Raw genomic sequence first — 15,893 nt, forward strand, 5'->3', positions numbered from 1 at the left:
CCAATGATGTCTTAGTGTCTCGACCTTTGCTCAAGGTAGCGGTATCACAAGATCAAGACCGTCGCGCCCCCTCGCGTCGAACGGCATGATGTCGCCAGGGAGAAAACATGCGTCTTGCGTCCTTCGTGCGGGGGCTGTGGCTTGCGGCCGGCCTGATCTCGGCGACCCTGAGCGCCTCCGTGGCCCGGGCCGAGGACGGCTATGACCTGTGGCTGCGCTATCGGCCGCTGCCGACGGCGCAACGACCCGCGGCCCGCGCCATCGCGCCCGTCGCCGACACCCCGACGCTGAAGGTCGCCCGCGCCGAACTGCAGCGCGGACTGGACGGCCTGATCGGCTCGGCGCCGGCCGCCGATGCGCCTTCGATCCTGCTGGGCACGCCCAAGAGCTCGCCCGCCGTGACGGCCCTGAACCTGCCGCTGAAGGGCGCGGGCGACGAGGGCTACCTGATTAGAACGCTCCAAAATTCAAAGGGGGGCAAGACCACCGTGATCGCCGCCAACAGCGACGTCGGCGTGCTGTACGGCGTCTTCGCCTATCTTCGCCTGGTCCAGACGGGGCAGGGCGTCGACGCGCTCGACATCCTGTCGGCCCCCAAGATCAATCACCGCCTGCTGAACCACTGGGACAACCTGGATGGCCACGTGGAGCGCGGCTATGCCGGCGCCTCGCTGTGGGACTGGTGGAAGCTGCCCGACTACACCGACCCCCGCTACGTCGACTACGCCCGCGCCAACGCCTCGATCGGCGTCAACGGCACGGTTCTGAACAACGTCAACGCCAAGGCCGACAGCCTGACCGCGCCCTATATCGCCAAGGCCGCGGCCCTGGCCGACGTGTTCCGGCCCTACGGCATCAAGGTCTATCTGTCGGCCCGCTGGTCCGCTCCGATCGAGATCGGCGGCCTGAAGACCGCCGACCCGCTGGACCCGGCGGTGAAGGCGTTCTGGAAGGCCAAGGCCGACGAGATCTACAAGGCGATTCCCGACTTCGGCGGCTTCCTGGTGAAGGCCAATTCCGAGGGCCAGCCAGGCCCGCAGGACTATGGCCGCACCCATGTCGACGGGGCCAACATGTTGGCCGACGCGGTGGGACCACACGGCGGGATCGTGATGTGGCGGGCCTTCGTCTATTCGCACGAGCAGCCGGACGACCGCGCCAAGCAGGGCTACAGCGAATTCAAGCCGTTCGACGGTCAGTTCCGCGACAACGTCATCGTCCAGGTCAAGAACGGGGCGATCGACTTCCAGCCGCGCGAGCCGTTCCACCCGCTGTTCGGGGCCATGCCCAAGACCAACCTGGGCATGGAGTTCCAGATCACCAAGGAATACCTCGGCTTCGCCACCCACCTCGTCTACCTCGGTCCGCTCTACGAAGAGACCCTGAAATCGGACACCTACGCGCACGGTCCGGGTTCGACCGTGGCCAAGGTGGTGGACGGCACGCTGGATGCGCGCCCCCTGACCCTGATGGCCGGCGTCGCCAATATCGGCCGTGACCGCAACTGGTCGGGCTCGCAGTTCGACCAGGCCAACTGGTACATGTTCGGCCGCCTGGCCTGGGATCCGGAAGCCTCGACCAAGGACATCGCCGCCGACTGGGCCAGGATGACCTTCTCGACCGATCCACGTTTCGTCGCCCCGACCGTGGCGATGATGATGGGCTCGCGCGAGGCGGCGGTCGACTACATGACCCCGCTGGGCCTGCACCACCAGATGGGCCGCAGCCATCACTACGGTCCCGGTCCCTGGGTGACCGGCGGGCCGCGCGCCGACTGGACGAGCGTCTACTACGCCAAGGCCGGCAAGGACGGGATCGGCTTTGACCGCACGGCCACCGGGAGCAACGCCACGGCCCAGTACGCGCCCGTCGTGGCCAAGCGCTTCTCGGACCTGAAGACGATCGACGAGAAGGACCTGCTGTGGTTCCACCACCTGCCGTGGACCTACAAGCTGAAGTCTGGCCAGACCCTGTGGGACGGCCTGGTGACCCACTATTCGCACGGCGTCGCCACGGTGGACGGCATGGGCAAGACCTGGGCGGGCCTGGCGCCCTATGTCGATCCCGAGCGCCACGCCCAGGTGGCCGATTTCCTGGCCATCCAGCGCAACGAGGCCCAGTGGTGGCGCGACGCCTCGATCGCCTATTTCCAGACCTTCTCGGGCCTGCCCCTGCCGGCCGGCGAAGCGCCCCCGGCCCATTCGCTGGACTACTACGAGGGCCTGAACTTCCCGTATGCGCCGGGCGGAGGCTGATGGCGGATCAGGAGAGCCGGTCCCGGAACTCGGTGTAGTCGAACTGGCGGACCAGGCTCAGCGCATCGGTGTTGCTGTTCCACAGGGCGATGGCGGGCAGGGGCACGCCATTGAAGGTGTTGGTCTTGACCATCGAATAGTGGGCCTGGTCGAGGAAGGCGATGCGCGTACCCGCCGCCGGGACGGATGCGAAGACGTAGTCGCCGATGATGTCGCCGGCCAGGCACGACGGGCCGCCGATCCGGACGGCGACGCCTTCTGAACGCTCGTCCAGCATCGCGGGGCGGTAGGGGGCCTCGATCACATCGGGCATGTGGCAGGTGGCCGAGATGTCGGTGATGGCCACGGGCAGGCCGTTCTCGAAGGTGTCGAGGATCTCGCCGACCAGAATGCCCGCGTCCAGGGCGATGGCCTCGCCCGGCTCGATATAGACCTGCACGCCATGGCGCGCGGCGATCTCACCCAACAGGACGACCAAGTCGTCCTTGCGGTAGTCGGCGCGGGTGATGTGGTGGCCGCCGCCGAGATTGATCCACTTCACGCCGCCCAGCAGGCCTTCGAGCCTGGGCTCCAGCGACGCCCAGATCCGCTGCAGGGGCTCGAACCCCTGCTCGCACAGGGCGTGGACGTGCAGGCCGTCGATCCCCTCCAGATGCTCCGGACGCAGCTGCGAGACCGGGAAGCCCAGGCGCGAGCCGCGCTGGCAGGGGTCGTACTTGGCGACCTCGGCCTCGCTGTGCTCTGGATTCAGCCGCAGGCCGATGTCGAACACCGCGCCGTCGGCGCGCGCCGCCGCGATCAGGTCGGCGAACCGGGCGATCTGGGCGGGCGAGTTGAAGATCACCGAGTCCGACAGCCGCAGGATCTCGGGCAGGTCCTCGCACTTGTAGGCCGGCGAATAGGTGGTCAGGTGGCCGTGATAGTGCTCACGGGCCAGACGCGCCTCCCACAGGCCCGAGGCGCAAACGCCGTCGAGATATTCGCCGACCACATCGGCCAGCGACCACATCGAGAACGCCTTCAGCGCCAGCAGGACCTTGGCGCCGGCCCGCTCGCCGACGTCCTTGAGGGTGGCGAGGTTGCGCCGGATCGCGACCTCGTCGACCACGAAACAGGGCGACGGGACGCGGTCCAGGTCAAAGCGTGCGAATGCGCCGGGGCCGGCGGCCTTGGTTTCCATCCGTCGGGTCCGGTCAGAAGGCCAGCGGGGCGTCCAGGTCCTGGATCTTCCAGGGCAGGCCGTGCTGGTTCAGCATGTCCATGAACGGATCGGGATCCAGCTGCTCCATATTGAACACGCCGGCGCCCTTCCACTGGCCGGTCAGCATCAGGGCCGCGCCGATCATGGCCGGTACGCCCGTGGTGTAGCTGACCGCCTGGTTGTTGGTCTCGGCGTAGGCTTCTTCGTGGTCGCAGATATTGTTGATGTAGACGGTGCGGGCCTTGCCGTCCTTCTCACCGGTGGCGATCGTGCCGATATTGGTCTTGCCCTTGGTGATCGGACCCAGCGACGAGGGCTCGGGCAGCAGGGCCTTGAGGAACTCGATCGGGATGATCTCGCGGCCCTGGAACATCATCGGCTCGATGCTGGTCATGCCGATGTTGCCCAGCACGTCCAGGTGCTTGAGGTAGCTGTCGCCGAAGGTCATCCAGAAGCGGATGCGCTGGATCTCCGGATAGAACTTCACCAGCGATTCCAGCTCCTCATGGTACATGAGGTACATGTTCTTCGGGCCGACTTGCTCGAAGTCGAACACCTGCTTGTGGCTCAGCGCCGGGCCTTCGACCCACTGGCCGTTTTCCCAGTGCCGCGACGGGGCGGTCACTTCGCGCAGGTTGATCTCGGGATTGAAGTTGGTGGCGAAGGGCAGGCCCGTGTCGCCGCCGTTGCAGTCCAGGATGTCGAGCGTGTCGATCCGGTCCAGCAGGTGCTTCTTGGTGTAGGTGGTGAACACCGAGGTCACGCCCGGGTCGAAGCCGCTGCCCAGCAGCGCCATCAGGCCGGCGTCCTTGAAGCGGTCCTGGTAGGCCCACTGCCACTTGTATTCGAACTTGGCCTCGTCGCGCGGCTCGTAATTGGCCGTGTCGAGATAGTTCACGCCGGCCGCGAGGCAGGCGTCCATGATGTTGAGGTCCTGGTAGGGCAGGGCCAGATTGACCACCAGCGCGGGCTGCACGGCCTTGATCAGCGCCGTCGTCGCGGCGACGTCGTCGGCGTCGATCGCCGCGGTGTCGATCGTCACGCCGGTGCGCTGTTTCACCGACTGCGCGATGGCGTCGCATTTCGACTTCGTACGACTCGCCAGCGTGATGTGCGAGAAAATGTCCTTGTTCATCGCCATCTTGTGGACAGCGACCGAACCCACGCCGCCAGCGCCGATAACCAGCACCCTGCTCATTTGGGCTTCTCCTAAACGCCTAGTAGCCTCGTTCAGCATAGTCGCTCGCACGAGGGGGCGGGGGTCTTATCACGCGAAAGGCAGGTTCGCTAACCACCCTTGTCGAATATTCGGAACGGTTGGTTTCGGGGAGGGATCCCCCGACGCCACGAGACGCCGAAACTGCCACGGATGGATGACAGTCTTATCCGCATGCAAAAAAACGGCGTGTCCGAAGACACGCCGCTGGGGAACGCGAAGGAAGGAAGGTGTTCGCGTCAGGTTCTAGAACTGGCCGCGGATGCCGATCAGATAGGTGGCGCCCGGGTCGTAGAGGGTGAAGGCGGCGTTGTCGTACTGGAAGGTCTGACGCTGCTTTTCCTTGGTGATGTTGATCGCGTTGAACGTGATCTGCGGCGCGTACTTCCAGGGCAGCTGGTAGCTGGCCGACAGGTCGACCTGCTTGTAGGCGTCGGTCTTCAGGCGGGCGATCGGCACGCTGTTCTGGTTCGGGTCCGAGCTGATCTGGGCGTCGTTGTAGTTGTACGACAGCCGGATCGTCGCCCCGTGACCTTCGTAGTAGCCGGTCAGGTTATAGGTGTAGGGCGAGACGCCGATGGCCACCGCGGGAGCGCCGGCGCCGTTGGCGCTCTGGTTGATGCGGGTGTAGTTGGCGGTGAAGCCGGTGCCCGGGATCAGGAAGTCCAGCGGCTGGACCCAGTTCAGTTCATAGCCGCGGATGGTCAGGTTGCCGCCGGCGTTGACCTGCTGGCTGACCGTGACCGTGGCCGTGCTCGGGCCGCCGCGCAGGTCGATGGCCGCCTGCTGTTGCTGGGTCAGGTTGGCGTAGGCCACGCCCAGTTGGCTGAACGGGATGGTGTTGGTGCCTTGGATGGTGAAGCCGCTGACCACCTTCTGGAACAGGGCCACCCCGATATAGCCGGCGCCGCCGGTGTACCACTCACCGCCCATGTCGAAGTTGTTGGAGGTGTAGGGGGTGAGCGCCGGGTTGCCTTGGGTGGCGCTCTGGGCAGACGGATCGCTGAAGCTGGTGCCCGGCAGCATGGCGCTGGGGTTCGGGCGCGTCAGGGTCCGCGAGGCGGCCATGCGCAGGTTGATGTTGTCGCGCACCTTGTAGACGGCGTTGAAGGCCGGCAGGAACGCGTCGTACTTGGTCAGGCGCTCCAGGGTGGTCGTCACGCCGTTGACGGTCTGCGGGCCGCGGATCGTCTGGTCGGTGGTCACATAGCGACCGCCGAAGTTGAAGGCCAGGTCGCGGTCGAGGATCTGGGTGACCGCGTTGGCCTCGATATAGGCGCCGGTGGTCTCTTCCTCGATGAAGCCCGAGCTGGCGGCGGTGGCGGCCGACGACACGGCCGGGGCGCTGTCGTTGAAGCGGTCGTACTGGGTGGCCGCCTTGAACGAGTCGTAGTCGACCGTGATGAAGCCCGGGCCGGGACGCAGGTACGAGGCGAGCTGGGCTTGAGTGATGGCCGAGCCGGCCTGGCCGTTACAGGCCGGGGTAGGGGTGGGAACCGCGCCGTTCACCAGACCGCCGCCGCAGGCGAAGGTCTGCCAGGCGGTGCTGTTGTCCAGGGCCTGGATCGAGCGGCTGATATCGTCGTAGGCGACGCCGACCTTGATGTAGTTCTCGTCGCTGTCGCCGATCTTCAGGTTCCAGTGCGTGCCCTTGTTGGCGGTGACGCGCTTTTCGTTCTGGATGTTCAGGCGACCGCCGGCGAAGGTCCAGCCCAGGTTCGGGTCGTTCAGGTTGGCGGCGGTCTTGATGATCGGCATGTCGCCCGACGTGTTGTCGAAGTCGACGGTCAGGCCGGCGGGCGAGTTGACCAGGATGGTCGGCGCCTCGCGGAAGAACACGCTGCGGCTCAGGTTGAACTGGCCGTCCAGCAGCAGCCACGGATTGATCTGCCAGGAGCCGCCCGGGTTGAAGTTGTAGAAGTCGGTCTTTTCGTCATAGGGCCGCGCTTCCAGGAAGAACTGGGAGTTGGCGAAGGTGCCCTTGGTGACGACGTTGTTGCTGTCGACCTTGACGTTCAGCGGGATCATGCCGCTCGAGTTGCGGACGATCCAGTCCATGTCGAGACGGTTGAACTTGTTGTGGGTCTTGCCCAGCAGCAGGTCGCTATAGAACGCCAGGGCGTCGTTCGGGCGCCATTCGCCCGAGATCAGCACGGAGTCGCGGTTGCGCTTGCCCTCGCTGTAGGACTGGCGGCCCAGGCGCGGCAGCAGGCCGTCGCCCAGTTGCTGGGCGGTCGTGCCGGGGTTCAGGCCTTGCAGGTAGGCGGCGGTGACCGGCGTGCCGGCCACCAGGCCGTTGCCGGCGCCGGCCGGAACGGTGTCGGCGAACTTGAAGCCGTTGCCGCCGATGGCGCTGTTACAACCGGGCGAGGCGGCGGTCGGCAGGGTCGGCGGGGTCGTCACCGGCGGGGTCGTGCCGCACTGGGCGTAGGTCAGGTTGGCGTTGGTCCAGCCGATGGTCTCGAAGCCGTCGGTGCGGCTCTTGTTACGCACGCCGGCATAGCCGAGCAGCAGGCCGAACTCGCCAGCGTTGGTGTCCCAGGAGTCGCTGGCCAGGACGGCGCCGCGCGGGCTCCACTTGCCCGCGCTGTCTTGATAGCTGCCCTGCGCCGAATAGGTGAAGTGGCGGCCGGGACGATCCAGCGGACGGGCGTTGCGCATGTTGACCACGCCGGCCACACCGCCTTCGACCTGTTCGGCCATCGGGGTTTTGCTGACGTCCAGGCGGGTGAACAGTTCCGTCGGGAACAGGTTCAGGTCGACTTCGCGGTTCTGGTTCTGGCTGTCGGTGCGGCCCGACGAGGCCACGGCGATCTGCGAACCGTTCAGCAGCACCTTGGTGAAGTTGGTGCCCAGGCCGCGCACGGCGATGTTCAGACCATCGCCATTGATTTCGCGGGTCAGTTGGATACCGGGGATCCGGTTCAGCGACTCGGCGATGTTGAGGTCGGGAAACTTGCCGATGTCTTCGGAGAACACCGAGTCGGTGAAGGCGATGCTGTCGCGCTTGGCGTTGGTGGCGTCGGCCAGGCTCTTGCGGAAGCCGGTGACGATCACTTCCTCGACGGTGTCGGAATTAGGCGCCGCGGCGGCCGGAGCCGTCTGGGCGAACGCGGGCGCGGCGGCCAGGCCGGTCAGGCAGCTGGCGCCGATGAGCGCCAAGCGAAGGGCGCGCAATTGTAGTGACTGGTCCATTTGATTCTCCCCTAAATCTCAGTGCTCTGCGCACTTGTCATTTTGATCGCTTCCGGTTCCCGCCTCCTGATCGTCGGCGTTAGCCGGCGAGGGAGGTTGTAATGGTAGCGGTCACAGGAGTGATCGTTACGAGGTAAGGCCTCGTAAGTCAACGAGGTCATACCTCTCTAAAAAACGATGTCCGACCATTTGATCGCGAGGTGTGGCCCAGCGACCACCAAGGCGTCGGCCAGAGGCCGCGGCGGGCGGGTTCGACGCACGTGTTCCGGCCCTTTGTGAGCCGTTTCGCATCAGGCGTGGGCGATGATGGGCAGGAAGGTCTCGGCCGTCAGGCTGGCGCCGCCGACCAGCACGCCGTCGACGTTCGGGGTCGCCAGGATGTCGGCGGCGTTGGCGGGGGTCACCGAGCCGCCGTACAGCAGCCGAACGCGGTCGCCGGCCGGGCCGAGGGCCGCGCGGCAGGTCTCGCGCAGCACCGCGTGCATGGCGGCGATGTCGTCCGCCGTGGCCGAGCGGCCCGTGCCGATGGCCCAGATCGGCTCATAGGCCACCGACAGCCAGTCGCCGTCAGCGTCGGCCGGCAGGCAGTTTTCGAGCTGGGCGCGGACCACGGCCTCGGCCTGACCGGCCTCGCGGATGTCCAGGGCCTCGCCCACGCAGAGGATCACCGACAGGCCATGGCGTCGCGCGGCTTCGGCCTTGTCGCGCACCTCGGCGTCGGTTTCCTGGCGGCCCGCCCGGCATTCGCTGTGCCCGACGATCGTGAAGGCCGCGCCGGCGTCCTTGACCATGGGGGCCGACAGGCAGCCGGTGTGGGCGCCCTTGTCGGCGGCGTGGATGTCCTGAGCGCCGACGCTCAGCGCGCCCGTGGCCTGCCAGGCGGCGGTGATCAGGGTCGCGGGCACGGCCAGGCCCACGTCCACGGCCGGCGTCTGGCGCGCCGCCGCGTCGATGACGCCCAGGACGGGCAGGGCGGCCAGGTTGCCGTGCATCTTCCAATTGCCGACCACGTACTTGCGGGCGGGCTTATCCATAGCGACGTGCATTCGGTCTCCGCGCGCCGGACCTTCCCAGCGCCTTGTGTTCTATCTCTGAGGTGTGATGGGCGAGCGTCAGGCCCGTTCCAGCACCTTGGTGGGCTGGCCGGCGCGCGCCAGCCGTTCGCTTAGGGCGTCCAACTGGTCCCACAGGGCGGGCGGCAATCGGGCGCCGAACTTGTCGTAGGCCTCGGGAATCAGGGCGGTCTCGGCGCGCCAGATCTCGGGATCGACGGTGAGCAGCAGGTCCAATTGGGCCTCGGTCAGGTCCAGACCCGTCAGGTCCAGGCCGTCGCGGGCGGGCAGGCGGCCGATCGGGCTGTCGACGGCTTCGGCCTCGCCCTCCAGGCGGTCGACGATCCACTTCAGCACGCGGCTGTTCTCGCCGTAACCCGGCCAGATGAACTTGCCGCGCTCGTCCTTGCGGAACCAGTTGACGAAGTAGATGCGGGGCAGCTTGGCCGGATCGGCCGACGCGCCGACCTTCAGCCAGTGATTGAAGTAGTCGCCCATGTTGTAGCCGCAGAACGGCAGCATGGCGAAGGGATCGCGGCGCAGTTCGCCGATGCTGTTCTCGGCCGCCGCGGTGCCTTCCGAGGCGACGTTGGAGGCCAGGAACACCCCGTGCTCCCAGTCGAAGGCCTCGGTGACAAGCGGCACGGCCGAGGCGCGGCGGCCGCCGAACAGAATGGCCGAAATCGGCACGCCGGCCGGGTCTTCCCACTCGTCGGCGATGACCGGGCACTGGCCGGCCGGCACGGCGAAGCGGGCGTTCGGGTGGGCGGCGGGCTCGCCCGATTCCGGCGACCAGGCGCGGCCCTTCCAGTCGGTCAGGCCTTCGGGCGGATGGTCGCTGAGACCTTCCCACCAGACGTCGCCGTCGGCGGTCAGGGCCACGTTGGTGTAGACGCAGTTGGAGTGCAGGGTGTCGACCGCGTTGCTGTTGGTCTTGACGCCCGTGCCTGGCGCCACGCCGAAGAAGCCGGCTTCCGGATTGATCGCGTACAGCCGGCCGTCGTCGCCGAACCGCATCCAGCAGATGTCGTCGCCGATGGTCTCGGCCTTCCAGCCGGGCAGGGTGGGCTGGAGCATGGCCATGTTGGTCTTGCCGCAGGCGCTGGGGAAGGCGGCGGCCACGTAGCGCACCTTGCCGGCCGGCGAGGTCAGCTTGAGGATCAGCATGTGCTCGGCCAGCCAGCCCTCGTCGCGGGCCATCACCGAGGCGATGCGCAGGGCGTAGCACTTCTTGCCCAGCAGGGCGTTGCCGCCATAGCCCGAGCCGTACGACCAGATCTCGCGGCTCTCGGGGAAATGGACGATGTACTTCTCGTCGTTGCACGGCCAGGCCACGTCGTCCTGGCCGTCAGCCAACGGCGCGCCCAGGGTGTGCAGGGCCGGCACGAAGAAGCCGTCCTCGCCCAGGGCGTCCAGCGCGGCCTGACCCATGCGGGTCATCACCCGCATCGAGACGGCGACATAGGCGCTGTCGGTAATCTCCACGCCCAGGGCGCCGATCGGCGAGCCGACCGGGCCCATCGAGAACGGCACGACGTACATGGTGCGGCCGCGCATGCAGCCGTCGAACAGGTCGTTCAGCAGGCCGCGCATCTCGACCGGATCGCGCCAGTTGTTGGTGGGGCCAGCGTCGGCCTGGTCTTCGGAACAGATGAAGGTGCGGCTCTCGACGCGGGCGACGTCGCGCGGATCGGAGGCGGCGTAGAACGAATTGGGCCGCAGGTCGGGGTTGAGACGCTTGAGCGTGCCGGCGGCGACCAGCTCGTCGGTCAGGGCCGCCCATTCCGCGTCCGAGCCGTCGCACCAGTGGACGGCCTTCGGCTTGGTCAGCGCGGCGACTTCGTCCACCCACGCCAACAGACGCGCGTGTTTCGTCGGGGGCGCGTTAGCGCCCAGCCCTTGGGTCTGCATGTCTCATCCTGCTGCAAGTTGGCGAGACTTGGCGCTCGCCTTGCCCGCACCATAGCGCGCGGGTCTCGTTGGAAAAGACCAATGTTTTCAATGACAACGTTGTCGTTGAAAATCGAGGCGAGAATTGCTCGCGTGGCGGCACGTTTTCCCGCGCGGCGCCCGAATAGAAGGAAGTCAATCCGGGGCGCTGAATATCGCCCCGCTGAAGCGGCCGCGTTTCAGGGGCAAGTCGGAACGAATCGACCGCTCCGAATTCCGATCATGAGGCCGACGGACGATAGGAGAAATCGTGGAGACGCGTCAGGTCGATTCCCGATGGCGCGCCCTCGCGCCCTGACCAAACTGACGCCGCGACGTCCTGTCGAACCTCTTCGAACGGGCCGACCGGGAGGCGCGTCATGTCGATGGCCGAGCTTGTGCTGCTGGTGATCAAGGCCAGCATCGTCGTGATCGTCTTCGCGCTGGGACTCAGCGCCAGGCCGTCCGACCTGACCTTCCTCGTTCGACATCCCGCGCTGATGGCCAAGTCGCTTCTGGCCATGCTGGTCGTCATGCCGATCCTGGCGGTGCTGCTGATCAAGGGGATGGGCCTGCACGGGCCGGTGGCCATCCTGCTGGTGGCGCTGTCGCTGGCGCCGGTGCCGCCGATCCTGCCCAACAAGCAGAACAAGGCTGGCGGCGATTCCGCCTATGCGATCGGACTGCTGGCCACGGTGGGCCTGGTGTCGATCCTCTGGATCCCGCTGGCGATCGAGCTGATCCAACGCCTTTCCGGTGTTGCGCTCGACATGCCCGCGGCCAAGGTGGCGCCAGTGGTGGCCATGACGGTCCTGGGCCCGCTGGTCGCGGGCATAGCGGTAGCGGCGTTGATTCCGGGGCCGGCCGCCAAGATCCAGCCCTGGGTCTCCAAACTCGGCATGCTGCTTCTGGTGGTTGGCGCGCTGGCGATCCTGGTCAGCCAGGGCAAGGCCATGGCGCATCTGATCGGCAACGGCACGCTGGCGGCCTTTGTGCTGTTCGTTCTGATCGGCCAGGCGGTGGGCCACCTGCTGGGCGGCCCGGATCGCAACGACCGCACGGTGCTGGCCCTAGCCACGTCGTCACGTCACCCCGCGATCGCGTTCGGCATAGCCCACCTGAACTTCCCGCACGAAAAGGCGCTGGTGGCGGCCGTCCTGCTGTTCCTGATCGTCAACGCCATCGCCTCGATCCCCTATGTGGCGTGGCGCAAGAAGGTCGGCGCGGCGGATGATCTGCAGATCACGGCCTGAAGGGCCCGGCGGTCAGGCCAGCCAGTATCGGCCGGCGCGCGCGGTGAGGCCGTCACAGATCAAGCGCCAGAGGATGGTCGTCAGTTTGGACAGCATGATCGCAATCTCCCTGCGAGAGCCACAGGCTGTGAGAGAGTGGGGGGCGAAGGCAAACCGGACCCTGGCGCGCGGGCCAGAGGCGGCGGGAACGGCGCGCGATGCGGCGCCTGTGAAGCGAGGGGCCTGCTTTTTCGGCAGATCGGCGGGCGCGGCGGCGCACGGATGATGGGTCGTCGGTATTACGATTGCGCCAACTCGTAATATGCAGAACCTGGGTTTCAGCGAATTATCGAGGGAGCCCGTTCATGAGTGCCTTGTTCACCCGCAAGCGTTTTCTGGCGGCCATGGCCGCGTCCTGCCTGGTCCTGGCCTCGTGCGGACCCAAGCCCGCCGACAAGCCCGCGACGGCCCCGGCCGCGCCCGCCGCTGCCAAGACCAGCTACAAGATCGGCTGGACCATCTATGCCGGCTGGATGCCGTGGGCTTACGCCCAGCAGTCGGGCATCGTGAAGAAGTGGGCCGACAAGTACGGCGTGCAGATCGAGCTGGTGCAGATCAACGATTACGTCGAATCCCTGAACCAGTACTCGGCCGGCAAGCTGGACGGCGTCACCGCCACCAACATGGACGCCCTGACCGTGCCCGCCGCTGCGGGCAAGGACACCACCGTCGTCATGATCGGCGACTATTCCAACGGCAATGACGGGGTGATCCTAAAGAACGGGACGACCCTGGCCCAGATCAAGGACCGTCCGGTCAATCTGGTCGAGCTGTCGGTCTCGCACTATCTGCTGGCCCGCGCCCTGGAGACGGCCGGCCTGAAGATGGCCGACGTCAAGACGGTCAACACCTCAGACGCCGACATCGTGGCCGCCTACAGCGCCGCCGACACCAAGGCCCTGGTGACCTGGAACCCGCAGCTGTCAGAAGTGAAGAAGATGCCCGGCGCGACCGAGGTGTTCGACAGCTCCAAGATCCCCGGCGAGATCCTGGACGGCCTGATGGTCAGCACCGACGAGCTGAAGGCCAATCCCAACCTGGGCAAGGCCCTGGTCGGCATCTGGTACGAGGTCACGGCCCTGACCGTGGCCCAGACCCCCGAAGGCAAGGCCGCCCGCGAGGCGATGGCCAAGCTGTCGGGTTCGGACCTGGCCAGCTTCGAGAGTCAGCTGAAGACCACCTACCTCTACGCCGACCCCAAGGCGGCGCTCGCCGCGACGGTCAGTCCGGACCTGGTCACCGCCAACGACCGGGTGCGCAAGTTCAGCTTCAGCATGGGCCTGTTCGGCCAGGGCGCGAAGTCGGTGGACGACATCGGCATCAGCTTCCCCAATGGCAAGACGCTGGGCGATCCGGCCAATGTGAAGCTGCGCTTCGATCCGACCTATGTGCAGCAGGCGGTCGACGGCAAGCTGTAGGACTTATCGATCTGCAAGTGCCTTGCGTGGTCCTCGTCCTTCGACAAGCTCAGGATGAGGACCATTGCAGGCGCCGGCATTCGAAAACCTCATCCTGAGCTTGTCGAAGGACGAGGTTTTCGGCTCCAGAATTTAGACGTCGAGAGGACCCAGACCCGCTTCATGCGCCGCTTGTTGAACGTCAGACCCCGGGGCGGTCTCAATGTCCTGCTGGGCCTCGTGCCGCTGCTGGCGGTGGCGCTGGTCTATCTGATGGCCTCTCAGGCCCGCCACGCCGAGAACCCGCGCGACAAGCTTCTGCCGACCCCGACCGCCATGGTCGAGGCGGTGCAGATGATGGCCAAGGTCGATCCCCTGACCGGCGACGCGCCGCTGGTGGTCGACACCGCGGCCAGCCTCAAGCGGATCGGTGTGGCCCTGGTGATCTCGACCGGCGTCTCGCTGGTCCTGGGCCTGAGCCTGGGCTTGCTGCCCCTGCTGAGGGCCAAGTTCGGGCCGCTGGTGGCGGCCGTCGCGGTGGTGCCGCCGATCGCGGTGCTGCCGATCCTGTTCATCGTCTTCGGCCTGGGCGAGACCGCCAAGATCGCCCTGATCGTCATCGGCATCACGCCGGTCATGGTCCGCGACCTGGCCGCCCAGGTCGCCGCCATCCCCGAGGAGCAGTTGGTCAAGGCCCAGACCTTGGGCGCCAGCACCTGGCAGTTGGCCCTGCGCGTGGCGCTGCCGCAGGCCATGCCCCGGCTGATCGATAGCCTGCGCCTGTCGCTGTGCCCGGCCTGGGTCTATCTGATCTCGGCCGAGGCCATCGCCGCGGACGTTGGCCTGGGCTACCGGATCTTCCTGGTCCGCCGCTATCTCTCCATGGACATCATCCTGCCCTACGTCGTCTGGATCTCGATCCTGGCCGTGCTGATGGACTGGGCGCTGCGCACGATCAGCCGCCGCGCCTATCCTTGGGCCCATTCCGTGCGGGGGCGCTGAGATGGACCTGCTGACCTTCCGCAACGTCTGGGTGGAGTACGGCGACAAGGTCGTGCTCGAGAACGTCGACCTGTCGATCCAGCAGGGCAGCTTCGTCTCGATCGTCGGGCCGTCCGGCGCGGGCAAGAGCACCTTCCTGCGCCTGGTGCTGGGCCAGGAGGCGCCGAGCAAGGGCGCGATCGACCTGGACGGCAAGAAGCTGCGCGCCGAGCCGGGGCCCGACCGAGGCGTGGTGTTCCAGAAGTATTCGGTGTTCCCGCACCTCAGCGCCCGCGACAACGTGGTGTTCGGCCTGGACTGCGAAGGCTCGATGTTCCGCGCCCGGCTGTCGGGCGCGAAGCGCCGCGCGGCGGAAGCGCAGGCCGACGCCATGCTGGCCGCCGTCGGGCTAGGCGACAGCGGCGACGTCTATCCGGCCCAGATGTCGGGCGGCATGCAGCAGCGTCTGGCGATCGCCCAGGCCCTGATCAAGAAGCCGCGCATCCTGCTCTTGGACGAGCCGTTCGGCGCGTTGGATCCCGGCGTGCGCCTGGACATGCACGAGCTGATCACCGGTCTTTGGCGCGAGCATGGCCTGACCATCATGATGGTCACCCACGACATCAAGGAAGCCTTCAAGCTGGGCACCCGCGTCCTGGCCTTCGACAAGCGCCGCCGCGATCCGCAGGCCCCGCATCGCTATGGCTCGACGGCGGTCTACGATTTCCCGCTGGACAAGCCGGGGGCGGTGGGACCGGAGGCGCTGGCGGGGTTGGGCAAGTAGGAGTCGCGCTACTCGTTGGCGGCCGTGTTCAACTCGGCTTCGCCGGCGGCCGTGATCGTCCAGCCCTGCTGGCTGCGGATGGCCAGGCCCTTTTCCGTGAGCGACCGGGCGTCGGCGATATTGATGTAGTCGACGTTCTCGCCCTTTTTCTTGCCCGCCAGGTTTTGCAGGGCCAGCCGTTCTTGCGCGGACAGCTGCACGTCACTGACCGCCGGACAGCGGGTCGGGCGTCGCCGCGGCCCGGCGTGCGTGGGTTCTGTCGAGTTGTTCGGCCAGGCGCGTGACCTGGCTGTTCAGGTCGATGACGTCGCGATCGAGCTGGGCGCAGCGTTGCTTCAGATAGGTGTTTTCGCGGCGCAGCCGTTCCAGCTCGTCAGTCTCGGCGGTCATGAGCGCGGGGTTCCGCGTTGTGGGTCAGATTCGAGGGGCAGGAGGATCGGAACGAGACGCGCGCCGGCGGGCGTCCAGCGGCGCGTGGGGTGTCGCGCGCTGAGCGCCGAAGCCATCAGCGCGCCCAGCGGCAGCAGGGTCGACGCGACGATCACGCAGGCGATCGAAAGCTCGAAGAGCCAGGTCATGGACGGAACGATC

At 66.8% G+C, this 15,893-nt stretch carries 13 protein-coding genes; 5 read left to right on the plus strand and 8 right to left on the minus strand.

What is annotated here, in order from left to right:
* The first annotated feature begins 125 nt into the window (after positions 1–125).
* Positions 126–2,255 (plus strand): alpha-glucuronidase family glycosyl hydrolase, encoded by a 2,130-nt coding sequence (locus G3M62_RS09225; protein ID WP_425483864.1) that lies wholly within the window; start codon positions 126–128, stop codon positions 2,253–2,255.
* Positions 2,256–2,262: 7 nt separating this feature from the next.
* Here the strand turns inward: G3M62_RS09225 and G3M62_RS09230 are convergent, their stop codons facing one another.
* From G3M62_RS09230 to G3M62_RS09250, 5 genes are all read right to left on the minus strand, one after another.
* Positions 2,263–3,435 (minus strand): carboxynorspermidine decarboxylase, encoded by a 1,173-nt coding sequence (locus G3M62_RS09230; protein WP_165186424.1) that lies wholly within the window; start codon positions 3,433–3,435, stop codon positions 2,263–2,265.
* 13 nt (positions 3,436–3,448) lie between these two features.
* Positions 3,449–4,654, minus strand: coding sequence for a saccharopine dehydrogenase family protein (locus G3M62_RS09235; RefSeq protein WP_165186425.1), 1,206 nt, complete (start codon positions 4,652–4,654; stop codon positions 3,449–3,451).
* Positions 4,655–4,918: 264 nt separating this feature from the next.
* Positions 4,919–7,867 (minus strand): TonB-dependent receptor, encoded by a 2,949-nt coding sequence (locus G3M62_RS09240; protein WP_165186427.1) that lies wholly within the window; start codon positions 7,865–7,867, stop codon positions 4,919–4,921.
* A gap of 290 nt (positions 7,868–8,157) precedes the next feature.
* On the minus strand, positions 8,158–8,913 hold the full coding sequence (tpiA, locus tag G3M62_RS09245; protein ID WP_246263541.1) for a triose-phosphate isomerase: 756 nt from the start codon (positions 8,911–8,913) through the stop codon (positions 8,158–8,160).
* Positions 8,914–8,979: 66 nt separating this feature from the next.
* Positions 8,980–10,830: a phosphoenolpyruvate carboxykinase (GTP) gene (locus G3M62_RS09250; RefSeq protein ID WP_165186429.1), complete on the minus strand. Its 1,851-nt coding sequence runs from the start codon at positions 10,828–10,830 to the stop codon at positions 8,980–8,982.
* A gap of 398 nt (positions 10,831–11,228) precedes the next feature.
* On the opposite strand from G3M62_RS09250, the gene G3M62_RS09255 reads away from it, so the two are divergent.
* The 4 genes from G3M62_RS09255 (at position 11,229) to G3M62_RS09270 (ending at position 15,302) form a co-directional block, all read left to right on the plus strand.
* Positions 11,229–12,101 (plus strand): bile acid:sodium symporter family protein, encoded by an 873-nt coding sequence (locus tag G3M62_RS09255; protein WP_165186430.1) that lies wholly within the window; start codon positions 11,229–11,231, stop codon positions 12,099–12,101.
* Positions 12,102–12,445: 344 nt separating this feature from the next.
* Positions 12,446–13,558, plus strand: a complete 1,113-nt coding sequence (locus G3M62_RS09260) for a putative urea ABC transporter substrate-binding protein (protein ID WP_165186432.1) — start codon at positions 12,446–12,448, stop codon at positions 13,556–13,558.
* Between the two features lie 162 nt (positions 13,559–13,720).
* Positions 13,721–14,539: an ABC transporter permease gene (locus G3M62_RS09265; protein ID WP_165186433.1), complete on the plus strand. Its 819-nt coding sequence runs from the start codon at positions 13,721–13,723 to the stop codon at positions 14,537–14,539.
* Between the two features lies 1 nt (position 14,540).
* Positions 14,541–15,302 (plus strand): ABC transporter ATP-binding protein, encoded by a 762-nt coding sequence (locus G3M62_RS09270; protein WP_165186435.1) that lies wholly within the window; start codon positions 14,541–14,543, stop codon positions 15,300–15,302.
* An 8-nt stretch (positions 15,303–15,310) separates the two neighbouring features.
* Here G3M62_RS09270 and G3M62_RS09275 read toward each other — a convergent pair whose 3' ends face one another.
* From G3M62_RS09275 to G3M62_RS09285, 3 genes are read right to left on the minus strand one after another with little or no spacing between them, the layout of a single operon-like run.
* Positions 15,311–15,502, minus strand: coding sequence for a hypothetical protein (locus tag G3M62_RS09275; RefSeq protein ID WP_165186437.1), 192 nt, complete (start codon positions 15,500–15,502; stop codon positions 15,311–15,313).
* Between the two features lies 1 nt (position 15,503).
* Positions 15,504–15,692, minus strand: coding sequence for a coiled-coil domain-containing protein (locus G3M62_RS09280; RefSeq protein WP_165186439.1), 189 nt, complete (start codon positions 15,690–15,692; stop codon positions 15,504–15,506).
* On the minus strand, positions 15,689–15,880 hold the full coding sequence (locus G3M62_RS09285; protein ID WP_165186441.1) for a hypothetical protein: 192 nt from the start codon (positions 15,878–15,880) through the stop codon (positions 15,689–15,691). The genes G3M62_RS09280 and G3M62_RS09285 overlap by 4 nt, the downstream gene beginning before the upstream one ends.
* Positions 15,881–15,893: the final 13 nt, after the last annotated feature.

Origin of the sequence: Caulobacter soli, from assembly GCF_011045195.1 — a bacterium.
Classification (GTDB): domain Bacteria; phylum Pseudomonadota; class Alphaproteobacteria; order Caulobacterales; family Caulobacteraceae; genus Caulobacter; species Caulobacter soli.

What these genes read in the sequence shown, in the direction of transcription:
- G3M62_RS09285 (WP_165186441.1), bottom strand. Translation starts at nt 15,880, where the DNA reads ATGACCTGGCTCTTCGAGCTTTCGATCGCCTGCGTGATCGTCGCGTCG.
- G3M62_RS09270 (WP_165186435.1), top strand. Translation starts at nt 14,541, where the DNA reads ATGGACCTGCTGACCTTCCGCAACGTCTGGGTGGAGTACGGCGACAAG.
- G3M62_RS09265 (WP_165186433.1), top strand. Translation starts at nt 13,721, where the DNA reads ATGCGCCGCTTGTTGAACGTCAGACCCCGGGGCGGTCTCAATGTCCTG.
- G3M62_RS09235 (WP_165186425.1), bottom strand. Translation starts at nt 4,654, where the DNA reads ATGAGCAGGGTGCTGGTTATCGGCGCTGGCGGCGTGGGTTCGGTCGCT.
- G3M62_RS09260 (WP_165186432.1), top strand. Translation starts at nt 12,446, where the DNA reads ATGAGTGCCTTGTTCACCCGCAAGCGTTTTCTGGCGGCCATGGCCGCG.
- G3M62_RS09280 (WP_165186439.1), bottom strand. Translation starts at nt 15,692, where the DNA reads ATGACCGCCGAGACTGACGAGCTGGAACGGCTGCGCCGCGAAAACACC.
- G3M62_RS09240 (WP_165186427.1), bottom strand. Translation starts at nt 7,867, where the DNA reads ATGGACCAGTCACTACAATTGCGCGCCCTTCGCTTGGCGCTCATCGGC.
- G3M62_RS09250 (WP_165186429.1), bottom strand. Translation starts at nt 10,830, where the DNA reads ATGCAGACCCAAGGGCTGGGCGCTAACGCGCCCCCGACGAAACACGCG.
- G3M62_RS09255 (WP_165186430.1), top strand. Translation starts at nt 11,229, where the DNA reads ATGTCGATGGCCGAGCTTGTGCTGCTGGTGATCAAGGCCAGCATCGTC.
- G3M62_RS09230 (WP_165186424.1), bottom strand. Translation starts at nt 3,435, where the DNA reads ATGGAAACCAAGGCCGCCGGCCCCGGCGCATTCGCACGCTTTGACCTG.
- tpiA (WP_246263541.1), bottom strand. Translation starts at nt 8,913, where the DNA reads ATGCACGTCGCTATGGATAAGCCCGCCCGCAAGTACGTGGTCGGCAAT.